Origin of the sequence: Cohnella sp. OV330, from assembly GCF_900112065.1 — a bacterium.
Taxonomy (GTDB): Bacteria; Bacillota; Bacilli; order Paenibacillales; family Paenibacillaceae; genus Cohnella.
On the sequence record NZ_FOKE01000001.1, the window covers coordinates 924,192 to 949,096 of the forward strand.

15 protein-coding genes are annotated in these 24,905 nt (G+C 60.5%); 1 reads left to right on the forward strand and 14 read right to left on the reverse strand.

All coding sequences use genetic code 11. The features are described from left to right. Genes BM235_RS03475 through BM235_RS03500 form a run of 6 tightly spaced genes read right to left on the reverse strand, consistent with a single transcriptional unit; the run spans window position 1 to window position 7,829 of the window. Complete coding sequence (locus tag BM235_RS03475; RefSeq protein WP_090109300.1) at window positions 1-1,275, reverse strand: prolyl oligopeptidase family serine peptidase; 1,275 nt, start codon at window positions 1,273-1,275, stop codon at window positions 1-3. Window positions 1,276-1,299: 24 nt separating this feature from the next. Continuing rightward, on the reverse strand, window positions 1,300-3,057 hold the full coding sequence (locus BM235_RS03480; RefSeq protein ID WP_090109302.1) for a DUF5605 domain-containing protein: 1,758 nt from the start codon (window positions 3,055-3,057) through the stop codon (window positions 1,300-1,302). After that, entirely contained in the window at window positions 3,054-4,580 is a 1,527-nt protein-coding gene (gene glpK / locus BM235_RS03485; RefSeq protein ID WP_090109304.1) for a glycerol kinase GlpK, read from the reverse strand. The genes BM235_RS03480 and glpK overlap by 4 nt, the downstream gene beginning before the upstream one ends. Window positions 4,581-4,592: 12 nt before the next feature. Beyond that, window positions 4,593-5,531 (reverse strand): transketolase family protein, encoded by a 939-nt coding sequence (locus BM235_RS03490; RefSeq protein WP_090109307.1) that lies wholly within the window; start codon window positions 5,529-5,531, stop codon window positions 4,593-4,595. Window position 5,532: 1 nt separating this feature from the next. Next, window positions 5,533-6,375, reverse strand: a complete 843-nt coding sequence (locus BM235_RS03495) for a transketolase (protein WP_090109309.1) — start codon at window positions 6,373-6,375, stop codon at window positions 5,533-5,535. Between the two features lie 20 nt (window positions 6,376-6,395). After that, window positions 6,396-7,829 carry an L-fucose/L-arabinose isomerase family protein gene (locus BM235_RS03500; protein ID WP_090109311.1) on the reverse strand — a complete coding sequence of 478 codons (1,434 nt, stop codon included), beginning with the start codon at window positions 7,827-7,829 and terminating at the stop codon, window positions 6,396-6,398. A gap of 230 nt (window positions 7,830-8,059) precedes the next feature. Here BM235_RS03500 and BM235_RS03505 point away from each other — a divergent pair, with 230 nt between their 5' ends. Further along, the gene (locus BM235_RS03505; protein WP_177244179.1) at window positions 8,060-9,139 is read left to right on the forward strand and encodes a LacI family DNA-binding transcriptional regulator; all 1,080 of its coding nucleotides are present in this window, start codon (window positions 8,060-8,062) and stop codon (window positions 9,137-9,139) included. A gap of 770 nt (window positions 9,140-9,909) precedes the next feature. On the opposite strand, the gene BM235_RS03510 is transcribed toward BM235_RS03505, so the two are convergent. From BM235_RS03510 to BM235_RS03545, 8 genes are all read right to left on the reverse strand, one after another. Next, entirely contained in the window at window positions 9,910-12,198 is a 2,289-nt protein-coding gene (locus tag BM235_RS03510; protein WP_090109316.1) for a beta-glucosidase, read from the reverse strand. Window positions 12,199-12,300: 102 nt separating this feature from the next. Next, window positions 12,301-13,848, reverse strand: a complete 1,548-nt coding sequence (locus tag BM235_RS03515; RefSeq protein ID WP_090109318.1) for an ABC transporter substrate-binding protein — start codon at window positions 13,846-13,848, stop codon at window positions 12,301-12,303. A 91-nt stretch (window positions 13,849-13,939) separates the two neighbouring features. After that, window positions 13,940-14,815: a carbohydrate ABC transporter permease gene (locus tag BM235_RS03520; RefSeq protein WP_090109320.1), complete on the reverse strand. Its 876-nt coding sequence runs from the start codon at window positions 14,813-14,815 to the stop codon at window positions 13,940-13,942. Window positions 14,816-14,836: 21 nt separating this feature from the next. After that, complete coding sequence (locus BM235_RS03525) at window positions 14,837-15,706, reverse strand: ABC transporter permease (RefSeq protein WP_090109613.1); 870 nt, start codon at window positions 15,704-15,706, stop codon at window positions 14,837-14,839. Window positions 15,707-15,960: 254 nt separating this feature from the next. After that, window positions 15,961-17,568, reverse strand: a complete 1,608-nt coding sequence (locus BM235_RS03530; protein ID WP_090109322.1) for a helix-turn-helix domain-containing protein — start codon at window positions 17,566-17,568, stop codon at window positions 15,961-15,963. 6 nt (window positions 17,569-17,574) lie between these two features. Then, window positions 17,575-19,320, reverse strand: coding sequence for a sensor histidine kinase (locus tag BM235_RS03535; RefSeq protein ID WP_090109324.1), 1,746 nt, complete (start codon window positions 19,318-19,320; stop codon window positions 17,575-17,577). Between the two features lie 124 nt (window positions 19,321-19,444). Continuing rightward, complete coding sequence (locus BM235_RS03540) at window positions 19,445-21,715, reverse strand: glycoside hydrolase family 3 protein (RefSeq protein WP_090109326.1); 2,271 nt, start codon at window positions 21,713-21,715, stop codon at window positions 19,445-19,447. Window positions 21,716-21,764: 49 nt separating this feature from the next. Further along, complete coding sequence (locus BM235_RS03545; RefSeq protein WP_090109328.1) at window positions 21,765-24,662, reverse strand: alpha-L-rhamnosidase; 2,898 nt, start codon at window positions 24,660-24,662, stop codon at window positions 21,765-21,767. Between the last annotated feature and the right edge of the window lie 243 nt (window positions 24,663-24,905).

Here is a 24,905-nt window from a genome sequence, read left to right on the forward strand (position 1 = left end):
CTACTTCTTCTGCAAAGCCAGCCATTCCATCAGGGAAACTTCCCTGCCGTCCGCCCTGACCGGCTGCCCGTCGTAGTCCAGGCGGCAGTCGTCGTTCAGCGCGTAGATCCAGGAGAAATGCTCGTGATAGACGAACGGCTCACCCCGCTCATCGGCGAATCGGCCATGGAGATCCGCGACCTGATCGAAGTAAGAGAGATGTACGTCCTTCGCGCCGGCCTTGATCAAGCGCTCGTAGGTCGGCACCGCCGTCTCTTCCGGCCTCACGATCGAATCGTCCTTGGCATGCGTCAGCCAGATCGGCAAGTGCTTGATCCGCTCGATGTCCGCGTCGCCGATGACTTCGTCGTACAGCGCCTCGCACACCGGAAAAGCAGCCGCGAAATACGCCGGGAAGTCCAGCACCATCCGCATCGTCATGAATCCGCCGTTGGAGCAGCCGCCGATATAAATCCGGTCCGTGTCGATCGCCGCATCGTTGAGAGCGACGAATTCGTCGATCAGCGCTTTTAACGCCTGAACGTACTTGGACTTCCCCGTCCTGCCGTATTGCCCGCTGCCGTCGTCCAGCCAGAAGGTCGGCGCTTGGGGCACCAGTACGAATGCGCCGCCGAACTTGGCCTGAATGTCGTCGCCGGCCAAGTTAACCACGTTGTTGCCCGTATAAGCGATGGCCGGATCCGTCCCGCCTTCCCCGCCGCCGTGCAGCCAGACGATCAGCGGCCGTTTTCCGCGACCGGTCTGCGGCACGAAGTAGCCGTACCTCAACGGTTCCGCTTGAAAAGAGGAGATGCCCTGCAGAAACCGCTCCGCCTGCTTGGCTGTATTCCCCGCGCACCGGTCGAATACGAGTCCGGTCAGCACCTCTCCCGCTTCCGACGCGATCTCCGCGATCTGGGTAATCCGGTAATCGCTGACGATATATTCGTTCATGCCGTTCAACGGGGCGATGGACGCGGCCAATGGATCGAGCGGACCATGCTTCATCTCGAGCGTCACGAACGCCCCTTCTTCGCCGCGCGTGCCGTCGATCCCGGAAGGATAGGCGTCCAGGATCGTGCCATAGCCCTTGCTCGGCGCTTTGAGTGCCGGCTCGGACCAGCTTTTGGGAAGCATCAGGACCTCTCCCTGCTCGTCCTTCCGTTCCACGTAAACGTTAAAGGATGTCGGCTTGACCGCTTCCGCCTTCACCACGGTCCGCAACGGCAGTACCAGCTTCGTAATAAAAGGGCCGTAATCCGTGATTTCCGTAATCGTGTAGTAGATGCTTCCCATTCCGGTCTCCCCCTCTCCGGCGCGCTATTCCGCCTTGGTCAGCCTGACGGCCATGAACTGCTTGGCCGGCAATTCGACGCGGAACGCGCCTTCGTAAGTCCCTTCGAGCCGTTCGACCGTCATGTTCCACGTATCGATGACGTCAACGAAGTACTTCGTGCCCGGCTTGCGGCTGAAGTTCCGGAACCGGGGCTGATTGAAGCCGAAATAGTACAAATAGTATTCGTCCTTCACGCCGGCGCACGGCACGTCCCAATCGGACGGCAGCGGATTCAGCACGCCGCCGGGGCTCTCTTCGGTGATGCGGCGCAGGAAGGCGATCCGGTCGGGGCTCGTTCCCGTCAGCTTGCCGCCCTTGGACCACCACAGCGCCTCTTCGGGATTGAGGTACGTTTCCCCGTGTCCCACGTATCCCCCGCGGACCGCGCCTTCCCAGAAGCGGCGCGTCATCTCTTCGCCGGTGATGTTGCCCCAGCCCTGGTCGATGTCCCCCTCGTACGCGCACTCGTCGATGACGATCGGCTTTTGCCACTTTTCCCGCCACTCGGTCGTTGCCTCGGAGGTCTTGTACACGTCGATCCGCTGAATGCTGCAATGCGTCACCCAAGGCTTGCTGAAGTCGTAGAAGGCAAAGCAATTGTGATTGGAAATAAGATGTCCGGCGGGATCGTTCGACGTGACGATCTCGGCGAAGCGTTCCCAGTCGGCCGGCTCCTTGTTCCACATCAAATCATACTCGTTCGCCAGCGACCACCACACGTTGCGGTATGCGGACAGGCGGGCCGCAACATAACGAAGGTAGCGGTCGTCGGCCGCCGGACTCATCTCCGAGTACCCCCAGCGGTCGTAGGCGTGGAAAAGGATTAAGTCCGCCTCGATCCCGAGCTTGCCCAGATCGGCGATCCGATTCTCCAAGTGACGGAAGAAGAGCGGGTTGAACCGCGTGTAGTCCCAGCCCTGTTCCAGGGAACCTTCGAAGGGATCGTAGACCGGCTCGTTTTCGTTGAACAAATACGACTTCGGGAACACGCACATGCGCATTTTGTTGAACGGAGAAGCGGCGAGCGTCTCTAGCGTCTGTTCCTCAAGCGCGTCCCCTTGGTGCGTCCATGCATAACACGTCGTGCCGACCGGGATATAGGAAGTGCCGTCTTCGTAGGCAAAATGGTACGTGTCCTTCACGCGGACCGGGCCATGGTTGCCGGCGGACGGGGGAACGACCCGGAACGCGCCTTCGATGCCGCTCAGCGAACGGGCGTTGCTCGTCGTCCGGTATGTCCAAGCGCCCTGCGCGTCCGGCATGAAGCGGATGCGGTAGACGCCTTCGCCGTCGTAGAAGCCGGCCATGCGGACGTTTTTTTCGCCGGACTTGAACTCGGCGGCCAGTTCGACGTCCGTGAAAGGATTGCCGTGGCTCGGCCCTTTCAGCTCGATCTCGTAGACGCCCCACTGCTCGGCTTCGCCCGGCGATTGAACGTCAGCGGAGGCCTCGGGGACGTCAGACGGCTCGTATTCGGCGGACGGCGCGACTTCGGCATTCCGCTCCGCAACTCCGCTATCGGAAGCGACGCCGGCCAGCTCCGCCAGCGTCTCCGCGACCCAATCCGGCTGCCCCAATTCTTCCTGGCGGAAGGCGTATACCTTCTCCAGCGTCAAGCTCTTGAAGAGCGATAGCATATGAGGCGGAGAAGAAAGCAAATCCGGCAGTCTGCGGGCCAGAATCTCGCGGGCCGCTTCGTTTTTGTAGATGATGCCGATGCGGGTCTTTTCGGTAAATGTCATGCTCGATTGACCTCCTCCAACGCGCTTGTTTTCGTAGGGGCGCCCAATACCGAAGCCGCCGCTTTTTGCCAGCCTGCGTACAGTCGCTCGCGCTCGGCCGCTTCCATGGCGGGCGCGTATGGTTGTCCGGCTGCGCCAAACCGCGCGATCTCCTCCAGCGAAGCCCAATAGCCGACGCCGAGGCCCGCCATATAGACGGCGCCCATCGCCGACAGCTCCGCGACCGCGGACCGCGACACGGCCAGATTCAGCAGGTCCGCCTGGAACTGCATGAGCAGCGGATTGCCGGAGGCGCCGCCGTCCGCATGGAGCTTCTTCAGCGGGATGCCAGTCTCGCGCGCCATTAATTCCGCCGCGTCGCGCACCTGATACGCAATGCTCTCGACCGCCGCGCGGACGATATGGCCTTTGCCCGTGGCCCGGCTCATGCCGACGATCGCCGCTCTCGCATAGGGATCCCAATAGGGGGCGCCCAGCCCGACGAATGCGGGCACCAGGTAGACGCCCTCGTTGTCCGGCGTCCGCCTCAGCATGACGTCCAGCTCTTCGAACGAATCGAACAGCCCGAGGTTGTCCCTGACCCACTTCACGCTGTCGCCGGAGCTGCGGATGACGGCTTCGAGCGCATAAGTCACCTGGCCGCTTTTTCCCCAGGCTACGGCGGTCACCAATCCGTTATCCGATACGACGGGGCGTTCGCCGGTGTTCATGAGCACCGACGTTCCCGTGCCATAGGTCGCTTTGGCCATGCCCGGCTCGAGGCATAGCTGCCCGAACAGGGCGCCTTGGGAATCCCCGATAACGCCGGAGATGGGGAGACGCCCGGGGAACAGGTCCGCGTCGTCCGTGTAGCCGAACGCTTCGTCCGAGAACTTGACCTCGGGCAGCATCGCCCGCGGCACGCCGAACAGTCCGCACAGCTCGTCGTCCCATTCCAGCGTATGGATATTGAACAAGGAAGTCCGGCTGGCGTTCGTGTAGTCGGTCGCGTGCGTTTTCCCGCCGGTCAGCTTCCAGATCAGCCAGCTGTCGATCGTGCCGGCGAGCAGCCGGCCTTGCGCCAGCAGCGATTTAGCGCTTTCAACATGCGTCAGGATCCAATCCCACTTGGCGGCCGAGAAGTAAGGATCGAGCATCAATCCGGTCTTGGACCGTACCGTCCGTTCGTGTCCGGCAGCTCGCAGGGCCTCGCACCGGTCGGCCGTGCGCTGGCATTGCCAGACGATCGCATTGTAAACGGGAAGGCCCGTCTCGCGGTCCCAGACGACGGCCGTCTCCCGCTGGTTCGTGATCGCGATCGCGGCCAAAGCGGCGGGCTCGATGCCCGCCAACTTCAGCGCTTCGCGCACCGTCCGCTTCACGTTATCGTAAATCTCGAGCGGATCGTGCTCCACCCACCCCGGCTTCGGATAGATTTGCCGATGCTCGGCGCTGCTCTTCGCGACGACCCGGCCGGACCGGTCGACGAGCAAAGCTTTCGTGCCAGCCGTGCTCTGGTCGACCGCCAGCATGTATTTTTCCATGAACGGCCGTCCTTATCTGCCCAGCAGATCCAGGGCGATCTTTTTGATATTGCCGGCGCTGATGCCGTAGTAGTCGAACACCTCTGCGCTTTTGCCCGCGATGGCCGGCTCGTCCGGGATGCCGAGGATGCGCATCGGCACGGGTTTGTGCTGCACGACGACTTCGGCCACCGCGGCGCCGAGGCCGCCGTGAATGCTGTGCTCCTCGACGGTGATGATGTGTCCCGTCTCCGAGGCGGCCTTGATGACCGCTTCCTCGTCCAGCGGCTTGATCGTATGCATGTTGATCACGCGGCAGGACACCCCGGCTTCCTTAAGCGCTTCATGGGCGTCGAGCGCGACGCGAACGGTCTCGCCTGCCGCGATGATCGTCAGATCGCCGCCTTCGCGCAGGGTGACGGCCTTGCCGATCACGAATTCGTAGTCGTCGTTGTCGTAGACGTCTTCGACCGGATTGCGTCCGATGCGAATGTACGCACCGCCCTCGTGCTTCACGAGCGCTTCGGTCATGCGCTTCGTCTCGTGCCGGTCGGCGGGCAGGATGACGGCCAGGCCCGGGATCGCCCGCGAAACGGCCAGATCCTGCACCGAATGGTGCGACATGCCGAGAGCGCCGTAGCTGACGCCCCCGCTGATGCCGACCAGCTTCACGTTCGTGGCCGAATAAGCGACGTCCACCTTGATCTGTTCGATGCTTCGCATGCTGAGAAAACAGGCCGGCGAGGTCACGAACGGCTTTTTGCCGCTGTGCGCGAGGCCGGCGGAGATGCCGACGATGTTCTGCTCGGCGATGCCGACTTCGACGAATTGGTCCGGATACGCCTTGGCAAAGGGAGCCATGGCGGCCGAGCCTCGCGAGTCGCTGGCGAGTACCATAATGTCGCGGTCTTCCTTGGCCAGCTCCAACAGCGTATCGCAAATGACCTGACGGTTCGGTATCGTATTCGCCATGTTAACGCACCAGCCCTTCCTGCTCGTAGCTCTCGATCGCGGCGGACAGCTCGGCGAGCGCCAAGGCCAGCTGCTCGTCGCTGGGCACATGGTGGTGCCAGTGCGCCACGTTCTCGGCGAACGATACGCCTTTGCCTTTGACCGTGTTCGCCATGACCAGCGTAGGTTTGCCGGGTATCGAAGGCGCCTCAAAAGCGCGCACCAACTGCTCCATGTCGTTGCCGTCGATGGACACGACGTTCCAGCCGAAGGCCGCCCACTTTTCCTCAAGCGGCTCGAGGCCCATCACTTCCTCGGTCGATCCGCTGATCTGGAGCCGGTTGCGGTCGATGATGGCGACCAGGTTATCGAGCTTGTAGTGCGGGCCCGCCATCGCGGCCTCCCACACGGAGCCTTCCGCTTGTTCGCCGTCGCCCATCAGGCAGAACACCCGATAGTCCCTGCCGTCCCGCTTCGCCGCGAGCGCCATGCCGACGCCGATGGCCAGCCCGTGGCCCAGCGCGCCCGTATTCATTTCGATGCCCGGCACTTTGTTGTTGGGATGCCCGATCAGCCGCGTACCGAATTGGCTGAACGTCTTCAGCTCTTCCTTGGGAAAGAAGCCGAGGTCGCCGAGGATGCACCAGAGGGATTCCACGGAATGCCCCTTGCTCGCGATGAACCGGTCGCGCCCGTCCCACTTCGGATTCGCGGGATCGATCTTCATGACGCGGTAGTAGAGGGCCGTCAAAATATCGGTATTGCTGAGCGAGCCGCCAGTATGCCCCGTCTTGGCGCCGTGAATCATCTTCAGCAGGTCCATGCGGATCTGCGCGGCTTTCGCTTTAAGTGCCGTCGTTTCCATGGATGAGTGCCTCCTTTGAATCACAGTCCCGCGCCGCGAAGCCAGGCCTGAATCTCGCGTTCGGTCGGATCAACCGCATCGGGGGTCAGCCCGGGGATATAATTGCATGCCTCGTACAGGGCCGGAATCGCGTTCGCGTGAATGCCTACGGAATGATGGACATAAGGGCCTTTGACCAGCTTTTCTTCCCACAACGGCCAATCGTTCACTTCCACCCAGACGTACGAGCCCCGCGTATACGGGCCTTGAATGCCGCGGGCTTTGCCCAGGAACAGCTGGTACTCGCCATGGTCGCCGTCGAAGCGCGCCAGCGTCATGTCGCCGCCCTTGATCTCGCCTTCGTGCGTGCCCGGCGAGTGGTCGTCGAACAAGAAGTGCTTGCGCAGCTTCGGCTTGTCTTCGACGGTCAGGGAGACGGGGAAATTGCCGCAATGGAACAGCAGCTCGCCGTTCGGATTGTCTGGATGGCGCACGGTCAGGTCGGCGAAAAACGTCGGGTGCTGGTTCATCGTCGCCGCTTGGACCATGACGGAGGTGATCGCGCCGTGAATGTCGGTCTCGCAGGTAACCGGGATCTGCTCGTCGGTGAGGATCGCGTTGGCCAGGCAAGGCATGATCCCCATCGCGTCCTGCAGGGACGACCAGCATTGGATCGCGATCGCCGTGCTGCCGGTGTTCAATGCGTACTGCTTCATCGCGACCTTCAGGGCGGCGATCCGGCGGACGTCCGCTTCGGTCACTTCGGACCAGTCCAGCTTGGCTTTGATATAGTCGATGGCTTCCGCCAGCTCCGAGCTGCTGCCCTTTTCGATCTTCTGGGAAGCGCGCTGGATATCGACCAGCGTAATCGGATGGATCTCGATGCCGAATCGCTCCAGCAGCTCCCCTTCATTGCACATCATCGTCCAGAAGGAAGCCGGGCGCGGCCCGATCTGCAGAATCCGGAGGCTGCGGAATTGCTTGACCACGTTCGCTGCGGCGACGAAGTTCGTGAAGCCTCGCTCGAAAACGGGATCGTTCACCCGGCTGTTCGTGACATAGGTGAAGGGAACGTTAAAGCGGCGCAGAATCTTGCCGGTGGCGAACAAGCCGCACTGCGTGTCGCGCAGGCGCATGCCATCCTCGAGCGGCGCTTCGTCGCGGGGGCCCCACAGCAGCACGGGCTTGCCCAGCGCCTTGCCGACGCGCGCCACCGTATCCTCCGTTCCGAAGTTGCAATGCGGGAAGAACACGGCGTCCACTTTTTCCTGCTTGAACCGGTCGGCGATCAGGTCGGCGTTGATATGGTCGTCGTAGAGCAGTCCCTCTTGGTTGAGCCCTTCCAGATCGACGATATCGATGTCGAGGCCGAAGCTTTCGATTTTTTCCTTGATCATCACTTTGTAGCGGAAAGCGTCTTCAGCGCTAAATACGAAACGGCGGGTCGGCGCATAGCCCAGCTTTAATCTGCTCATGTGTGGGGTCTCCCTTTCAGTAAACTAACTAAACACTAATGAAGTCGTTTAACTGCATGAGTTCAATTTATCATTGGATTTTCCGCTGGTCAATGCGTTTTAAGTAAATTAAATTAATAATTTAGTGGAATAATGAACTAAATTAACTAAACTCACAGCCTATCTCTTGCTTCTTAACACGATTAACATTAAACTAAACTTACTAAACGGAACGAATGGAGATTTTCTTCATGAAAATGGAAGACATCGCCAGGCTCGCCGGCGTATCCAAAGCCGCCGTGTCGCTGGCCCTCAACGGAAAAGGGGGCATCGGTCCGGAAACGCGGGACCGGATTCTTCAAATCGCCAGAGAAAACGGTTACCAGCCCAAGTCGCGAACCGCGGTCCGCGAACCGCAGAGCGCCTCGATCACGTTCCTTGTCTTCGCGAACTCCGGCATCGTGTTGGAGCAATATTACCAGCAGCCCTTTTTCCGGGAGCTGATTCACTTTATCGAGGAACGATGCCGCGCGAGCGGCTATTCCCTGCTGTTCGCCTCTGTAGATATGTCCGCTTTCGACGAGGGCATCCGGGCGATCGCCGAGGACAAGCGCGCCGATGGCGTCATTTTGCTAGGCACGAATCTGAACAAAGCGATGCTCGAACAGGTCGCCGATCGTTTGAACGCTCCGCTTGTCGTGCTGGACACCTGCTTCGAAACGCTCCCGATTCCGTTTATCCAGATCAACAACGCGATGGGCGCCTATCAGGCGGGGCAGCACCTATGCGGGCTCGGTCACCGCGACATCGGCTACATCGCTTCCGATATCCGCATCCGCAACTTCGACGACCGCCGCGCCGGGTTCATGCAGGCATTGCAGGAGAACGGACGGGAGCTGTCGCCGGAGCATGTGTTCTCGGTCGCGCCCACGATCCTTGCTTCCCAGGACGCGCTCAAGAAGCGATTGTCCGACTACCGGGACTCGCGGCGGCCGATGCCGACGGCCTTCTTCTGCGAATGCGACTACATCGCGATCAGCGCGATCAAGTCGCTCGTCGAGCTGGGCTACCGCGTGCCGGAGGACGTCTCCGTGGTCGGCTTCGACAACATCTCCGAAGCGCTCATCGTCTCTCCCGAGCTGACGACCGTGCACGTGGAAAAGGAACGGATGGCCCGCCTCGCGGTGGACATGATCGTCGAAGCGATCGAATCCGACTCGCTCGTCGGCTCGAAAGTGATCGTGGATACGCAATTTATCGCAAGAGGGTCCTCCCGCTCCCCCGATCCGGCAGCGCTCGAGGCGACGGCGTCATCGGACGCCGTTCGCTAAAGGCGCCGCGAACGTAAGCCCTATCGGTAGACAGCACGCTTTGAAGCGAAAGGTACAGTCCCTGCGGAAGCAAGGGGACTGTACCTTTCTTGCAAGTTTGAGCTGATCATGCGAGCACAGTTCGATGCCGCCCTCTTCTCTCGGCCGCTCGAAGCGCCCTTTGGCGCTTTCAGCCTCTGTCGGATTCTGTAGCGTTGCTTTTCAAGCTTACAAACCACCTCAAGCCTCGGGGGCCCGCTGCAGCCGCGCTTTTCAAGCTTACAGCCGCAACCCGGCTCTGTAACATTGCTTTTCAAGCTTATAAGCCACCTTTAGCCTCGACGCCCCGCTGTAACCGCACTTTTTGCGCCTGCATCCTCCAAGCCAGTTACTCCCCCCGCTCTAAGCGCACTTTTTGCGCCTACAGCCTCCAAGCCAGGTACTCTCGCCGCTCTAAGCGCACTTTTTGCGCCTACAGCCTCCAAGCCAGGTACTCTCGCCGCTCTAAGCGCATTTTTTGCGCCTACAGCCTCTAAGCCAGTTACCCCCCCCGCTCTAAGCACACTTTTTGCGCCTACAGCCTCCAAGCCAGGTACCCCCGCCGCTCTAAGCATACTTTTTGCGCTTTCAGCCCCCGAGCCAGGTACCCCCGCCGCTCTAAGCATACTTTTTGCGCCTACAGCCTCCAAGCCAGGTAACCCCGCCGCTCTAAGCACGCTTTTTGCGCTTACAGCCCCAAGCCAGGTGCTCACGCCTTCGCGAGGATTTGGCATGCCACCCAGTCCCGTCCTCTATGGCGTTATCAAGGACGCCCGCTCGTTCAACTGCTTGAGCAAGCCGTCCAGATCGTCCTCGCCGAGCGCGCCGCCGCTGAAGCCGACCAGGCCGCGAAGCGGCAGGTACTTCATCATCGCCTGCATCATCTCCGCGCCTTCGCCGTCGTGATCGGCCGCCATGGCGCCGAACGGCGTCTTGCCGATCCAGTCCATCACGAGCGCTTGAGCCGCCGGATCGCTCATCAGATCGCCGACCGTGCTGTTCCGATGGACGACGGGCTTCAAGACGACGGTCGACTCGACCGCGACCGTGCCCGATACGGCGATATCCCGAGAGGAGTGTCCGACTAAAACTTCAAACTCGCCGGACTCCACGCGCCAGTCTTTCAATTCGACGTCGTAGAAGGCGAAGGCGCGTTTGTCCAGCACGAAGGAAACCGTCTTCGTATCGCCCGGCTGCAGCTCAACCTTGGCGAAACCCTTCAGCTCTTTAATAGGCCTAATTACGGTGCTCTGCACGTCGCGTACGTAGAGCTGTACGATCTCCTTGCCCGCGCGCGAGCCCGTATTCGTGACGTCGACGGTCACCGTCACCGTCTCGTCGTCCCGGATCGCCGGCTTCGCGACGGCCAGATTCGCGTATTCGAACGTCGTATAGCTGAGCCCGTATCCGAACGGGAACAGCGGCTCGATCTCCTTCGCGTCGTAATAGCGATAGCCGACGAACAAGCCTTCCTTGTATTCGACGAGATCGCCTTCGCCGGGGAAGTTAAGCTGCGACGGGTTGTGCGCGAGGCGCATCGGAAACGTCTCCGCCAGCTTGCCGCTCGGATTGGCGTCGCCGAACAGCAGGTCCGCGATCGCGCCGCCGAGCGCCTGGCCGCCGAGATAGGCTTCCAGCAGCCCCTTCGCGCTGCCGATCCAAGGCATCTCGACCGGCGCGCCGTTGCTCAGGACGACGACGACGTTCGGCTGCGCCTCGGCGACGGCGCGGATGAGCGCGACCTGGTTGTCCGGCAGCCGCAGATGCGTCCGGTCGAAGCCCTCGGACTCGTACCGGTCCGGCAGTCCCGCGAAGATCACCGCGACCTCGGCGTCGGCGGCCGCTCGCTTCGCTTCCTCTACGAGACCTGCATCCGCCGCGTCCGACTGCAGGTCGTAGCCTTGCGCGTAAGCGATCCGCGCGCCGCCGCCCGCGGACCTCGCGAGCTCCTCGCGGATGTCCTCCAGCTTCGTCGGCTTGATATGCGAGCTGCCCCCGCCTTGATAGCGAGGCTTCGCGGCCAGCTCGCCGATGACGGCCAGCTTCCTGTCCTTGCGAAGCGGCAAGATGCCGCCTTCGTTTTTGAGCAGCACCATGCTCTCGCGCGCGACCTCGCGGGCCAGCGCATGATGCGCTTCGGCATCGTACGTTGCGCCTTCTTTCTTATGGTCGACGGCCATGAACACGATCCTGAGCAGCCGTTCGACCGCGCGGTCCAGCTTCTCCTCGGGCAGCTCGCCGCTGCGCACTGCCTCGACGATTCGAAGGTCGCCCGCGCCTCCGCTCGCCGGCATCTCCAGCTCCAGGCCTGCGGCCAGACCAGCCTCGCGCTCGTTGACGGCGCCCCAGTCCGAGACGACGAAGCCTTCGTGGCCCCACTCGTCCTTCAGAATATCCGTCAGCAGATATTCATTTTCAGAGGCATACGTGCCATTCACCTTATTGTAGGAGCACATGACGGTCCAAGGCTGCGCCTCCTTCACCGCCTGCTCGAAGCTGGCCAGATAAATCTCGCGCAGCGTACGCTCGTCGACCACGGAATCGCCGGTCATGCGGCGATGCTCCTGGTTGTTCGCCGCGAAGTGCTTCAGCGAGGTGCCGACGCCCTGGCTCTGTACGCCTTGGATGTGGCTGGCGGCCATGCGCGAGCTGAGGTACGGGTCTTCGGAGAAGTATTCGAAGTTGCGGCCGCAAAGCGGCGAACGCTTGATGTTGGCGCCCGGTCCGAGCAGCACCGCGACGTCTTCCGCCTGGCATTCTTCGCCGAGCGCGACGCCCACCTTGCGGATCAGCTCGCGGTCCCAGGAGCTCGCGAGGCCCGCGGCCGAAGGGAAGCACGTCGCCGGGACGCTGTCGAACAGCCCCAGGTGGTCGGCGGACGCTTTTTGCTTCCGAAGCCCGTGCGGACCGTCGGTTAGCATGATCGACGGAATGCCGAGACGCTCGACCCCTTTCATGTGCCAGAAATCCAGGCCCGAGCACATGCCGGCCTTCTCCTCCAACGTCATCTGCGCGATCAAACCTTGAATATCCCTTGCCATTGCCGCACCTCCAAGTAAGATCAAACTTTCCAATAAAAGAGAACCCCTTCCCCGAAACAGGGTTTCGAAGAAGGGATCTCCACGCGCCGATAACGGCGCCGGTTACTGAATGTTATTCGCCTTCGCCCACGCGTCCAGCTGCTTTTGCTTTTCAGCGATGATCTTGTCGAGGCCCGCAGCCTTCAGCTTCTTCACGAACTCGTCCAGCTTGGACGGATCGATCGTGCCCGATTCCAGGCCTGCCTTGTACTGGTTGTTGACGTTGATGACGGCAGCAACCTCCGTCTTCACCGGCGACGAATCGAACGAGAAACCAAGCGCTTTGGAGAAGGTAGAGTTCTTGTTGAATGCCTTCGTTTGCGCCCAGAGATCCGTGTCCATGCCCTGCCATACCTTGGTCAAGGCGTTGTTGCCTACTTCCCACTGGTTGAAGACGTAGTTGCTGCCGCCTTCAGGCGACTTGATCTGACCGTTGCCCGCATCCACGTAGTGCTTGCCTTCGATGCCGTTGGCGAGCAGGTTGGCGATGTCCTTGTCGGTGTAGAGCAAGTTGAGCAATTGCGCGGCGCGGTCCGCGTCCTGCGTGTTCTTCGGAATCGAGATCATGAAGCCCGTGCCGGAGTCCGACGTGGAGATCGGCGGCACGAAGCTCGCGGTCACCATCTCGCGTCCGTTCACCGTCGACTCCTGGGTCGCGAAGCCCGGCTTCATGTTGGACAGGTAGCTGAAGCCTTTGCCCGCCTTGATCAGGCTGTTGTTGCCTTCCTGCGTCGTCGCCGCGTCCGGCATGATGTAGCCGGCTTGGTACCATTTTCGCGCTTGCTGCAGGGCGTCCTTGTACATTTGCGTCTCGTACAGGTCTACCAGCTTCAGATCCTGGTTTTCGATGATCAGCACGCCCGGCGTGTCGCCCAGATAGTCGGTGTAGCCGCGGACAAGCTCGTTCGCGATGCCGTTCGTCTGGCTGCGCTGGACGAGCGGGTAGACGCCCGGTTCGTTGTCTTTGATCGTCTTGAAGATCGGATCGAGATCGGCATACGTCTTCACGTTGTCGAACGACAGGTTGTATTTGTCCATCAAGTCTTTTCTGGCTGCGATGCCATGGTCGGCCGCCGTATCCCGAACGCTCGGCACGCCGTACATTTTGCCATTGATTTTGGTGGAGTTATATATCGCCGGCTCCATCGCGTCCTTGACGGTCGGCGCGTTTTTGGCGAGCAGGTCGTCGAGCGGGAGCAGTTGTCCCTTGGCGACCTGGGAGCTGTAGTTGAAGAAGGAGGACGTGACAAGCAGGTCGACCGGCTCGTTGCCGGCCAGCAGCAGGTTGACTTGCTGCGTCCATGCGCCGATGTCGATCGGCATCAGCTTGACCGTCGCGTTGATCTTGGCTTTGGTGATCTTGCTGATCTCATCCTGGACCAGGCCGACTTCCTTCATATTGCCGAGTCCGATGAACGCAAGCGTCAGCTGGAGCTCTTTGCCGTTCGAAGCAGCGCCGGACGAAGCGCCGGACGAAGCCGGAGCCGAGCTCCCGCCAGACGCCGGAGCGGAGGAGCTGCCGGCATCGTTCGAGCCGCCGCAGGCGGAAACAACCAGAGACGTGGCAAGCAAGACAGAGGGCAAAAGGACGGCTTTCGACTTTCTTTGCATATGATTTCCCCCTAGATCGTAATGAACTGCGAACTGCAATCTATACCAACCGGCCCTGATGGCCCGGGACTGGCCGCGCTGTCATGACCTTCTACTTAACGGCTCCGATCGTGAGCCCTTTGACGAAGTACTTTTGGAAAAATGGATAAATCAGGATCAGCGGTAGGATGCCCACGACGGCCATCGCCATGCGGACGCCGTTCATCGGCAGGTTGACCGCCATGCTCTGCCCCCCGAGGTTGTTCTGCTGGAGGAACTGGATGTTGGAGAGCATCCGGTTGAGCAGATTCTGAATGCTGAACAGCTGCGGCTCCGTGATGTAGACCAAGCCGTTAAACCAGTCGTTCCAGTAGTTGATCGTCAGCATGAGGCCGATCGTCGCCAGAATGGGGAGCGACAGCGGCAGCACCATGCGATAGAAAATCTTGAACTCGGAAGCGCCGTCGATATACGCCGATTCGATGATTTGAACCGGGATCGAATTGGAGAAAAACGTGCGGATCAGCAGGATGAAAAATCCGTTGGTCAGCAGCCCCGGAATGATCAGGGCCATCAACGTGTTTTTCATATGGAACACTTCCGTGTAGATCAGGTAGGTCGGCACCAGGCCGCCGTTGAACAGCAGCGTGAAAAAGACGAGGAAGCTGAGGATGCCGCGGATCGGCAGGTCCTGCCGGGATAACGGGTAAGCCAGCAGCGCGCTGATCAGGAGGCCTGCGAAGGTGCCGACGACCGTGATCAGGATGGTGATGCCGTAGGAGTGAAACATCGCCAGCTTTTGCGACCACAGGTACGTATAGGCTTCCAGGCTGAATTCCTTCGGCCAAAACGAATAGCCGTTATTCACGATCGAGCTCTCCGACGATATCGAAGACATGAAGAGAAGCAAGAACGGAATCACGCATAGGGCGGCGAGCAAAATGAATATCGTATGGACGACGGGCTGGTTCATATCGTTGGTTTTCATGTCCTTTTCCCCCCTCTCGGTTTAGAACAAGGCGTTCTCTTTGCTGCGCTTGGCGACGATGTAATTGGAGAGAAGCACCAGGACGAATCCGACGAGCGACTGGTAAAGGCCGGCCGCGGAGGACATTCCGATATCGCCGAGCGTCATCAATCCGCGGTATACGTAGGTGTCGATGACGTCCGTCACGGGCTGGAGAGGACCGGAGTTCAGCGGCACTTGATAGAACAGGCCGAAGTCCGAATAGAAAATGCGGCCGATAGCGAGCAGCGTCATGATGGTGATCGTCGGCGCGATCAGCGGCACCGTAATGCTGCGGATCTGATGCCATTTGCCGGCGCCGTCGATCGTGGCCGCCTCGTAGTATTCGTTGTCGATGCCGATGATCGCCGCCAGGAAGATGACGCACAGGTAGCCTGTCCCCTTCCAGAGCTGAACGATCGTCAGGATGTAGGGCCAATACTTCGGTTCGAAGTACCAGGAGATCGGTTCGATGCCGAGCATAGGCAGCAAATTCAAGTTCAAGTATCCGCTTTCAGCGCTCAGCATGGAGAGAACGAGATAGCCGACGATGACCATCGAGATCAGGAACGGCAGCAGGATGACGCTTTGGTAGAGGCGGGCGGCGAACTTGCTCCGTACTTCGTTGAGCAGGATCGCGACGCCGATGGCGAATACCGTGTTGAGGACGATGAACGATCCGTTGTACAAGATGGTGTTCCGCGTAATGACGAGGGCATCTTTCGTCATGAACAAATACTCGAAATTTTTGAAGCCGATCCAGTCGCTGCCGAGGATGCCTTTGGCGTAGTTGATGTCCTTGAAGGCGATGATCACGCCGAACATCGGCAGGTAGTTGTTCATGAAGAGATAGGCGAGGCCGGGAACCATCATGAGAAACAATGCCCGATAGCGCTTGAGCTTTTTGAACGTCGAGGCCCATCCTGTCCGTGTCAATGCTGTCCCCTTCTTTCGTGTCCTTCGTTATGCTTTTATTTTAAGGGGCGCCAGGCTGCGCTGCTTACCAATAAAACGACTTCCGGCTTTCGATATTCCGACCTCATCGGGGACGGAAAAACAGAAGGCCGCCAAAGGAACGTAATCCGCTCCCTGACGGCCCCTTTTCCTTTTCCTTTTCCTTTTCTTTCTTATTGCCGCTGCGCGCGCTTGCGATAATCCACCGGGTTGAGGCCGGTCGCTTTCTTGAAGATCGTCGAGAAATAGGACAAATTGGAGTAGCCCGCCGCAAGCCCGATGTCGCTGACGGATTGTCCGGTGCTTTCGAGCAGCTCCTTCGCATAATCGATCCGCTTCTGCTGAAGGTAATCGGACAGCGACATGCCCGTCTCCTTTTTGAAGATCCGGGTCAGGTAGTCCGGGTTAAGGAACACATGGTTCGCGATGTCCTCCCGGGACAAGTCCTGCTGGCCAAGCTGCTCCGCGATGTATCGCTTCGCTTTGTCGACGACGGACAGGTTTTCTTCGATGGAATGAATGTGGTTCATCGCCACTTCGATCACGTATCGGGTCCACTCCTGCAGGGCGCGGAGCGAACGAAGCACGGAATCCGGCTTGTCCGTCAGCAAGTTTTGGGCGAACACCTGGTTGGCTTGCAGGCCTTTGGATTGCAGGACGAAAAACACCATCTGAAGGAAGTCTTGATAAAACGAATGGACGGTATGCGCGTCTACCCCGCTGCCCGTCTCCTTCCACGCCTCCAGATACCGCTCGACGTGCTCGGTCAGCTTGGCCCGGGCGCCCTGCTTCATCCACTCGCCCCATTCGGACAAAGGCGCCGGCTGCGCCGAACAAGCCTCCTTGCGTTTCTCGCCCAGAATAAACGTGCGGTTCACCTGCGTTACATTATTGTCGTCCATCTCCTGCAGTCTCCGCAGCATGCCGGGCAATTCGTGAAGCGGCGCCGTGCCGCCGACGTAGCTGCTGAGATCGCAAAACAAATACTGATTGCAGTTCTGAATGAACGCGTCTCCGTTCGCCCGGAGCTCCGCATCTTCGGCCGGCCGGTCCACGGGCACGACGGTCAGCAGCGCCCCTTCCCCGATCGGGATGACCGCGGTTCCCGGAACCTCCTTCATGACTTCCTCCAGCACGTTGCGAAGCGCGTACTCCATGATTCTTCTGTCCCGCTCGGACAGCTCCTTGTGCCAGCGCTGCACGCGAATATACATCGGCCGAAACGACGCGTCTTCGTCGAACGACAAGCCGGCGGCGCGAAGATGCGACTGGACGGCCTGCGGGTTGGCCGGGATTTTCCGGTGAATGAGATCCTGCCAGAACCGTTCGGCCACGACCGGCCGATGGGACTCCCAGAGCTTGCGGTAGTGATGATGGGTCTCCTCGAACGACCGCAGCTCCTTCTCCTTTTTCATTTTTCCGAGCGCTTTGCCAATGACGGTCTCGAGCTCCCCGTAATCGACCGGCTTGAGCATATAATCGAAGCTGTTCATCTGGATCGCTTGCTTCGCGAACGAAAAATCGGAATGGCAGGTCAAAAAGATCGCTTCCGTCTCCGGATAATGATCCTTGACCCAAGCGACCAGCTCCAGGCCGGAGCCCTGCGGCATCTCGATATCGCAAACCATCAAATGGACCGGCTGTTCGCGGAACACTTCCTGGGCTTGCTTCATGCTATGCGCCGTATGGACGAAGCCGATGTCCAGGCGCTCCCAATTTACGCCGGCCTGCAAGCCTCTGACCGCATGGATCTCGTCGTCTACGATGAGTACGTGGTACATCGCGAATCACCCTGCTTTCTTTTGCATCGGCATCTCGATCTTCACGACCGCGCCCAAGCCGGCCCCGTTATAGAAGTCGATCGTCGCCCGATCTTGATACAACAGCCGCAGCCGCCTTCTGGCATTCCAGATCCCGATCTGCTCGCCGCCCTCGCTCCCGGCTTGTTCCGGGTCTAACGCGAGCCGGCCCAGCACTTCGTCCGGGAACCCCGGGCCGGTGTCCTTAATGTGGATGACCAGCCGAGGATTGCCCTCTTCGTCTTCCGCTTGCGCGACCTCGACGGAGATCCGGATCGGCTCGTCCATATTCACGGCGTACTTGATCGCATTCTCCACCATCGTCTGCACGATCAACGGCGGCACCTCCTGCGCGAGCAGATCATCGGGCTTTTCGACGCTGTAATGCAGCAAGTCGGGGAACCGAAGCTGCTGGATCCGCAAATAGTTCGAGGTATGGGAGAGCTCGTCTCCGAGCGGTACGAAATAGGAGCTGCTGCGGAACATGAATCGGAAGTAGGAAACGAGGCACTTGGTCATCTCCTGGATGAGCGAAAAATCTTTGACCGTCGCCAGATTGTAAATGATGTTGAGCGAATTCAGGAAAAAATGCGGATTGATCTGAAGCTGCAGGTGCTTCAGCTCCGCTCGCTGATGGTTCAGCTTTTCCTCGTACACGTTGATCTTCAGGTCATGAATCTCGCCGATCATGCGGTTAAACGTCTCGTTCACGATCTGAAACTCGGTGGACGTCGGCTTTTGGTCGAGCCGCGAGTCCCAATTGCCGTCGCGGAGCTTGCGCATGGCGATGACGATCCGCTTCACCGGATTCAGGAAGATGCTTCGCATCATTGCCAAGAAGAGGAGAAGGAACATGACCGCCGTGATGGAGATAATCGACGATACGCGCTGAAGATACGGCAGTTTTTGCAGGATCTCGTTTTCGGGCACGAGCGCGACGAGATTGAAATTGCCCAGTCGGGACCGTTCGCCCATGATGAGGTAAGCGTGTTTTCCTTTTCCGCTGATGGCGTAGGACTCGTCCGGGAACGTCAAGTCGATGCCTTTGTCTTCGAACAAGGCGCCATGGCTGATCGGCTTATTTTCGCCGGTCGTGATGACGGCCGCGCCCGACTCGCCCAGATCGATCAGATTGAGAGGCACCATCAATTTGTCGCTGCCGATCCAGGCGCCCATATAGACGTTGCCGGACTTCATCAGGTGGAACAGATAGTCGCCGTTCGCGCCGCTCCGGACATGCCAGCGGGAATAGTCGATCTTGTCCGCGTCGTTTTCGACCAGCTTCGTCATTTCCTCGCGCGCGCTCTCCCGCTCCTCGTAGCCGTCCGGCAGCGACTGGCTTATCAATAGATCCTTGTTGACCGCGGAATAGACGAAGAAGGCATCCAGGGTCGGGTAGTAGCCGATATCGTCCTTCATCGTGTTGAATAGCGTGAGCTTGGCGATATTGTAGCGGTCCTCGTCGCGCGACTTGGGGAACTCCATGTCCAGGATGTTCAGGTCGCTCTCGAGCGTGTTGGACAAATACTTGTCGACCTCTTCCAGCCTTTGGTCGATCTGGCCCATGTAGAGGCTGAGCAGGTTTTTGTTGGACTGCGCGACCTGGTTGCGGACGACCTCGCCGGAATAAAAGTTGTTGATGATCAACACGGTAATCAGCGGCACGAAAATGACCAAAACGGCGGCGAAAAACTTGAAGCGGACCGAGTTGACGTACGTTCGGATCTTGCGCATGGCCGCCGCCCCTCCTTGCGATTGTGCGTTAAAGTCGTACTTCGCATTATAGCGTTTTTAAAATGACCGCGGTATATGCTCGAAGGAAGGGCCCTCATGCGGCAGCCCTTCCCCCGGTCGATCGCTATGAAGTTCGCCGCTTTTTCGCGTATCGGTTCGTCCTGTCGTCCCGAATGACGCCGCTCCAGTTCAGACCGAAGGCAAAATCGTAAGCATGCCCTGCCGAATCCACGTATACGTCCATGTCGTGGGGGACGTCTTCGAGCTGCGCTTCCACGGCGTTCATGTCCGCGGGCATTTGGAACGGCAGCAGCGCCTGCGGCTCGAACGCGCCCGCCAGAATATCGAGGATCGCCTGGTCCTGCACGCCGAAGTGCGCGAGGATGGCGTCGGCCGATGGCTCGAATTCGGCTGCGACGGCCGGGTTCGAGAGCGCGATGGAGACGACGACCGGCTTGCCGTTCATTTGCCGCTTCGTCTCCAGGACCGCGTCCAGATCGCTTTCGTTCGCGACGGCCGCCGTCTTTCCTTTGTAGGAACGGTTCAGCACGTCCCGCGGATCGCCCGCGAGGCTGGTCTCCCTTGCATGCGCCGCCGTATACGGCCGGTACTGCAGGCTGATCGGGACGTAGCCGTTGCCTCCGGCCTCCGCGTCGGCCTTGCTGTAGCCTTTCGTCGAACGGGGGCTTTCGATGCAGACGAGCGCGAAGTCCGCGTCCGCCGGTCGGTCGGCGACGTCGAAGTACTTTTTCACGACCTCCAGGTTCATCGGGTAAGCCTCCGAGGGCGGGACCGGATTCCCCATCCAGTCGGTGTCCGCCGGCAGCTTCCGCTTGGGAATGTACACCGTTTTCCGCTTTGCAAGCGGCAGGGCGCCTTCGTTCTTGAGCATCACGACCGATCTCAGCTGCGCCCGGTAACCGGCCTCCATAAAGACGGGATTGCCGACGATGGCCGCGGATTCGACGGCGTTCAAATACGGATTCTCGAACAAGCCCAGCCGGAACATGTTCTTGAGCAGCCGAACCGCCGACTGCTCGAAGCGCGCGCGCATGAACGCTTCCCCGTGCGCCTCTGCGCCGATCCGGTAGGCTTCGATGACGGGACCGGCATCATCGTTGCCGCCGAATTGGTCGACGCCCGCCATGAGCAGCTTGTAGTGGCGCTGCGCGACCGTGTGGCCTTCCTCTACGCCCCAGCAGCGGCCGCCCGGGAAGAGCCGCTCGATGTCCGCGCCTTCGTCGGCCGTTATGCCCCAGTCCGTGCAGACGACGCCGTCGTAGCCGTACTTCCCGCGAAGCAAGTCGCGGATGAGATAGGCGTTGTAGGCATTGCCGACGTTTTCGCCGTTTATCGGATCTTGTCCGACGGAGATCGTGTAGTAGGGCATGACGGCCGAAGCTTCGCCGGTCTTGCCCGCCAGGCGGAATGCGCCTTCCGTAAAGGGAAGCAAGTGCTCTTCGAAGTTGTTGCCGGGATAGACCGCGTATTTGCCGTAGCCGAAGTGGGCGTCGCGGCCGGCTTCTCCGGAGCCGCCGCCCGGCCAGTGCTTCACCATGGCGTTCACGCTGTCGTAGCCCCATCCTTCCGCGATCTCGGCGCTTCCCTCCGACGTCTGGAAGCCGTCGATGTAGGCGCGCGCCATGTCCGCGGCCAGCCGCGGGTCTTCGCCGAACGTCATGCCGAAGCGGAACCAGCGCGGATCCGTCGCCAGATCCACCTGCGGCGACAGCGCCGTCGCCAGGCCGAGCGCGCGGTATTCCCGCGAGGCGATCACGCCGAACGACCGGGCGACCTCGGGATCGAACGTGGCCGCGAGTCCCATGCTCTCCGGCCACATGGAGATCGCCCCGCCCGCGCCGGCATTGAACTCTTTGGACGTATCCGAGCCGTGGCGCGGATCCGAGCTGTTGTTGACCGGAATGCCGAGGCCGAGGCGCTCGGCGTACGCTTGCACGTTGTTGTTCCAGCTCGCGGCGACTTCCGGGCTCTGCACGCGCGTGACCAGGATGTGCCGGATATGGTCGTTCGACAGGAAATCCAGCTGTTGATCGGACAAGTCGCTCGGCGCCGCGCCGCTGTCCGGGAACGACTTGCCGCCGGCGTACGTGGCGGGGAACCATCCCATGTTGCCCGGGATCGCCTGGTGGCTGCTGTACAGCATGAGTCCGGCGATTTGCTCGATCGTCATTTTGGAAGCGAGGTCCCTGGCCCGCTCTTCCGGCGGCAGCCGCCAGTCCTCGTACGGGTCCAGCTTGCCGTCCTTGTTCAGATCCTTGAAGGCGAGTCCGTCCGCGTGAAGAATTCGCACGCCGGACGTCTCGTCGTAGCCTAACAGCGGTCCTTGCGAGTTTTGTACATAGCGAACTGCCGCTTGCTTGGTTGCATTCTCCATTCGTGTTCCCTCCGGCAGCTTATTTTATGACGGTTGCATGACGTTGCGGCTACTCCCTGAGCGTCTGTAGCTCAGCCACGATCGCCTCGAACTGTGCCTGCGAGAGGCCCCCGCCCATCGGGTTGTTCGCCGCCGCCGCGAGCGGCAGCTTTTCCATATACCCCAGGTTGTCGGCGAATCCGGGCGCATGGCTATCGAAAATGCGCTTGGCGGCGTCCCATCGCGCCAATTCGCCGAGCCGCATGCCGGGATGATACACGCGATAAGAAGCCTGAGGCCGCGCGTACGTGAAGACGTAAACGCCTGATCCCGCTTCGACGCGGACGCCTTCCGCCTCTTGGCGGAGGGAGACGATCCCTTCGGCGTCCGCCAAGCCGACTCCGCCGCATCTGACTTGGTCCGCGTCCGCTCCGCGGAGCAGAATGGATGCGGTGGCGTTGGCGGGAATCGTCGCCCGCAGCTCGACCACGTCTCCGGCGAACGTCCAACCGGACGCAACCTTGCCGTACATCGACTCGTAGGACGTGCGTGCGTGGCTGAGCCTGCCGCCCGTGTAATCGGACTCGATACGAATCCGCTTGTAGCCCGGTCTTGCAGGGTCGGGCGCCAGGCCGGCGATTTTGCGGTACATCCAGTCGCCCACCGCGCCGTAGGCGTAATGGTTGAAGGAGTTCATGTCGTCGCTCCAGAACGATCCGTCCGGCTTGATCCCGTCCCAATGCTCCCAGATCGTCGTCGCGCCCTTGGCGACGGAATACAGCCAGGACGGGTACGTCTGCTGAAGCAGCAGCTTGACCGCGGTCTCATGGTAGCCGTTGTCCGACAGCGCGAAGCAGAGGAACGGCGTGCCGACGAACCCGGTCGTCAGGTGGTAGTCGTTGTCGACGATCATCTCGTTCAAGTCCCGTGCGATCCGGGAGCGATCCTTCGGCTCGACGAGGTCGAAGACGAGCGCGATGATGTGGGCCGTCTGCGTCTGGGAGGCGACCCGCCCGTTCGGCGTGATGAACTCGTCGCGGTAGGCCGCAGCGATTCGCTTCGCCAGCGCGCCGTAATAAGCCGCATCCTCCGCGAACCCGAGCAGGCGAGCCGCATCCCCGAGGATGCGCGCGGAAAGGGCGAAGTAGGCCGCCGTCACCATATGGTTCGGCGTGGCGCCCATGTAGCTGCCTTCCTTGGCATCCAGCGCCAGCCAGTCGCCGAAGTGAAAGCCCGTGTTCCAAATATGCTCCTGCTCCCCTTGACCGCGGATATAGTCGACCCATGCCTTCATGCTGCCGTATTGCTCGGCCAAGATCCGTTTATCGCCGTAACTGACGTACAGCGCCCAAGGAACGACGGTGGCCGCGTCGCTCCACGCCGCCGCATTGTATCCCTGCAGGATGTTCGGGACGACGAACGGCACGCTGCCGTCCGGCAGCTGATCGGCCTTGAGGTCGCGCAGCCACTTAGCGAAAAAGGACGCACCGTTGTAGTTAAATAAGGCGGTCGGCGCGAAAACCTGGGCGTCTCCCGTCCAGCCAAGGCGCTCGTCGCGCTGCGGACAATCCGTCGGGACGTCGAGGAAGTTGCCGCGCTGGCCCCATACGATGTTGCGCTGCAGCCGGTTCACCAGCTCGTCGGAGCATTCGAACGAGCCGGTCCGCTGCATGTCGGAATGCATGACTTCGCCCGTGAAAGCGTCCAGGGGCAATCCATTTTCCTGATCGGGGAACCCTTCTACCTTGACGTAACGGAAGCCCTGAAACGTAAAATGCGGCGCGTACGTCTCCGTCCCTTCGCCTCGCGCGATATAGGTAACGGTCTGCTTGGCGGTACGGATGTTGCCCATGTAAAAGTTGCCGTGCTTGTCCAGCACCTCGGCATGCGTCAGCTTGATCGCCGTGCCTGCGGGAGCCGCTACCGACAGCCGGATCCGTCCGACCATGTTCTGTCCCATGTCGAGCACGGCATCTCCCTCCGGCGTGCGGATCGCGGCTACCGGCTTCAACGTTTCAGTCACGCGGGTCGGCACGTTCTCCTGTGCGACCAGTCGGGCGTAACCGAGGTCGAGCCGTTCCGTCGCGCGCCAGTCGGCGTCGTCGAAGCCGGGTTCGCTCCAGCCAGCCCATTCGCGACGGGCGTCGTACGTTTCTCCGTCGTAGAGCTCGGATAACAGCACAGGTCCCGTCGCTGCCTTCCAGCTCTCGTCGCACGCGATCACGGCTTCCGCGCCGTCCCGGTACCGGACGTGCAATTGAACGAGGACGGCTCTCCTATCGCCGTAATGATTGGATTTGTTTTCCCAGCCCAGACGCCCTTTGTACCAGCCGTTCGCGACCGTCGCCCCCAGCGCGTTGCCGCCTTCGCGAAGCAGCGCCGTCACGTCGTAGGTCTGGTATTGCAGGCGGCTATTGTAGCTCGTCCAGCCGGGCGCGAGCTCGTCGTCGCCGACTTTGCTGCCGTTCAAGTGCAGCTCGTAGACGCCTGCGGCCGTCGCGTAGATCCGCGCCGATACGATATCCCCTCCGCTCAGGTCGAACGGCTTGCGGAGCAGGAACGCCGGCTCGGCCGCCGGATCGATCGCGCGCGAATCCGGGGTGATCCATTGCGCTTGCCATTCATCGGCGGACAGAAGCGCCGTCTCCCACCAGTCCGCCTCGCTCCAATCCGATTCCCGGCCGAACGCGTCCCAAGCTTTAACGCGATAGTAGTATCGCGTGCGGGACTGCGCCTCCGGCCCGTCGTATGGGATAAGCACCGATTCATTCGATTCGACGCGCCCGCTGTCCCATAGCGGCGAATCAAAGTCCGCTAGTCCCGAGGCGACCTGAATCCGATACGCCTCCTGAACCGTGCCTTTGCGGTCGGATCCCAGCTTCCAGCTGATCCGCGGGCGCCGGACATCCGTCCCCAGCAATTGGGTTCGATACTCTACCGTCAAGCCGTATATTTTCAAGGAATCCATGCGTGTCGCCTCCATTGTTCAATCGCGCGCTCATGATACCATTGTATCGCCAACCCGCGTGATACCGCTTTCAGTTTGCCGACCAAAAGTTTGGTTTTGGCGACCAGTTACGTACAGATCGCCTATCGGACGGACTTGGCAGACGCCCGTCAGCCATGCAGAAGCAGCTTCGGCATGCCCCCGTACAAACAGAGGACTGTCCCCTGTCATCTCGAATGACGGGACAGCCCTCTTGCACCTCGT

What these genes read in the sequence shown, in the direction of transcription:
- BM235_RS03480 (WP_090109302.1), bottom strand. Translation starts at nt 3,057, where the DNA reads ATGACATTTACCGAAAAGACCCGCATCGGCATCATCTACAAAAACGAA.
- BM235_RS03500 (WP_090109311.1), bottom strand. Translation starts at nt 7,829, where the DNA reads ATGAGCAGATTAAAGCTGGGCTATGCGCCGACCCGCCGTTTCGTATTT.
- glpK (WP_090109304.1), bottom strand. Translation starts at nt 4,580, where the DNA reads ATGGAAAAATACATGCTGGCGGTCGACCAGAGCACGGCTGGCACGAAA.
- BM235_RS03515 (WP_090109318.1), bottom strand. Translation starts at nt 13,848, where the DNA reads ATGCAAAGAAAGTCGAAAGCCGTCCTTTTGCCCTCTGTCTTGCTTGCC.
- BM235_RS03505 (WP_177244179.1), top strand. Translation starts at nt 8,060, where the DNA reads ATGAAAATGGAAGACATCGCCAGGCTCGCCGGCGTATCCAAAGCCGCC.
- BM235_RS03510 (WP_090109316.1), bottom strand. Translation starts at nt 12,198, where the DNA reads ATGGCAAGGGATATTCAAGGTTTGATCGCGCAGATGACGTTGGAGGAG.
- BM235_RS03525 (WP_090109613.1), bottom strand. Translation starts at nt 15,706, where the DNA reads ATGATGGTTCCCGGCCTCGCCTATCTCTTCATGAACAACTACCTGCCG.
- BM235_RS03530 (WP_090109322.1), bottom strand. Translation starts at nt 17,568, where the DNA reads ATGTACCACGTACTCATCGTAGACGACGAGATCCATGCGGTCAGAGGC.
- BM235_RS03520 (WP_090109320.1), bottom strand. Translation starts at nt 14,815, where the DNA reads ATGAAAACCAACGATATGAACCAGCCCGTCGTCCATACGATATTCATT.
- BM235_RS03495 (WP_090109309.1), bottom strand. Translation starts at nt 6,375, where the DNA reads ATGGAAACGACGGCACTTAAAGCGAAAGCCGCGCAGATCCGCATGGAC.
- BM235_RS03475 (WP_090109300.1), bottom strand. Translation starts at nt 1,275, where the DNA reads ATGGGAAGCATCTACTACACGATTACGGAAATCACGGATTACGGCCCT.
- BM235_RS03490 (WP_090109307.1), bottom strand. Translation starts at nt 5,531, where the DNA reads ATGGCGAATACGATACCGAACCGTCAGGTCATTTGCGATACGCTGTTG.
- BM235_RS03535 (WP_090109324.1), bottom strand. Translation starts at nt 19,320, where the DNA reads ATGCGCAAGATCCGAACGTACGTCAACTCGGTCCGCTTCAAGTTTTTC.
- BM235_RS03540 (WP_090109326.1), bottom strand. Translation starts at nt 21,715, where the DNA reads ATGGAGAATGCAACCAAGCAAGCGGCAGTTCGCTATGTACAAAACTCG.
- BM235_RS03545 (WP_090109328.1), bottom strand. Translation starts at nt 24,662, where the DNA reads ATGGATTCCTTGAAAATATACGGCTTGACGGTAGAGTATCGAACCCAA.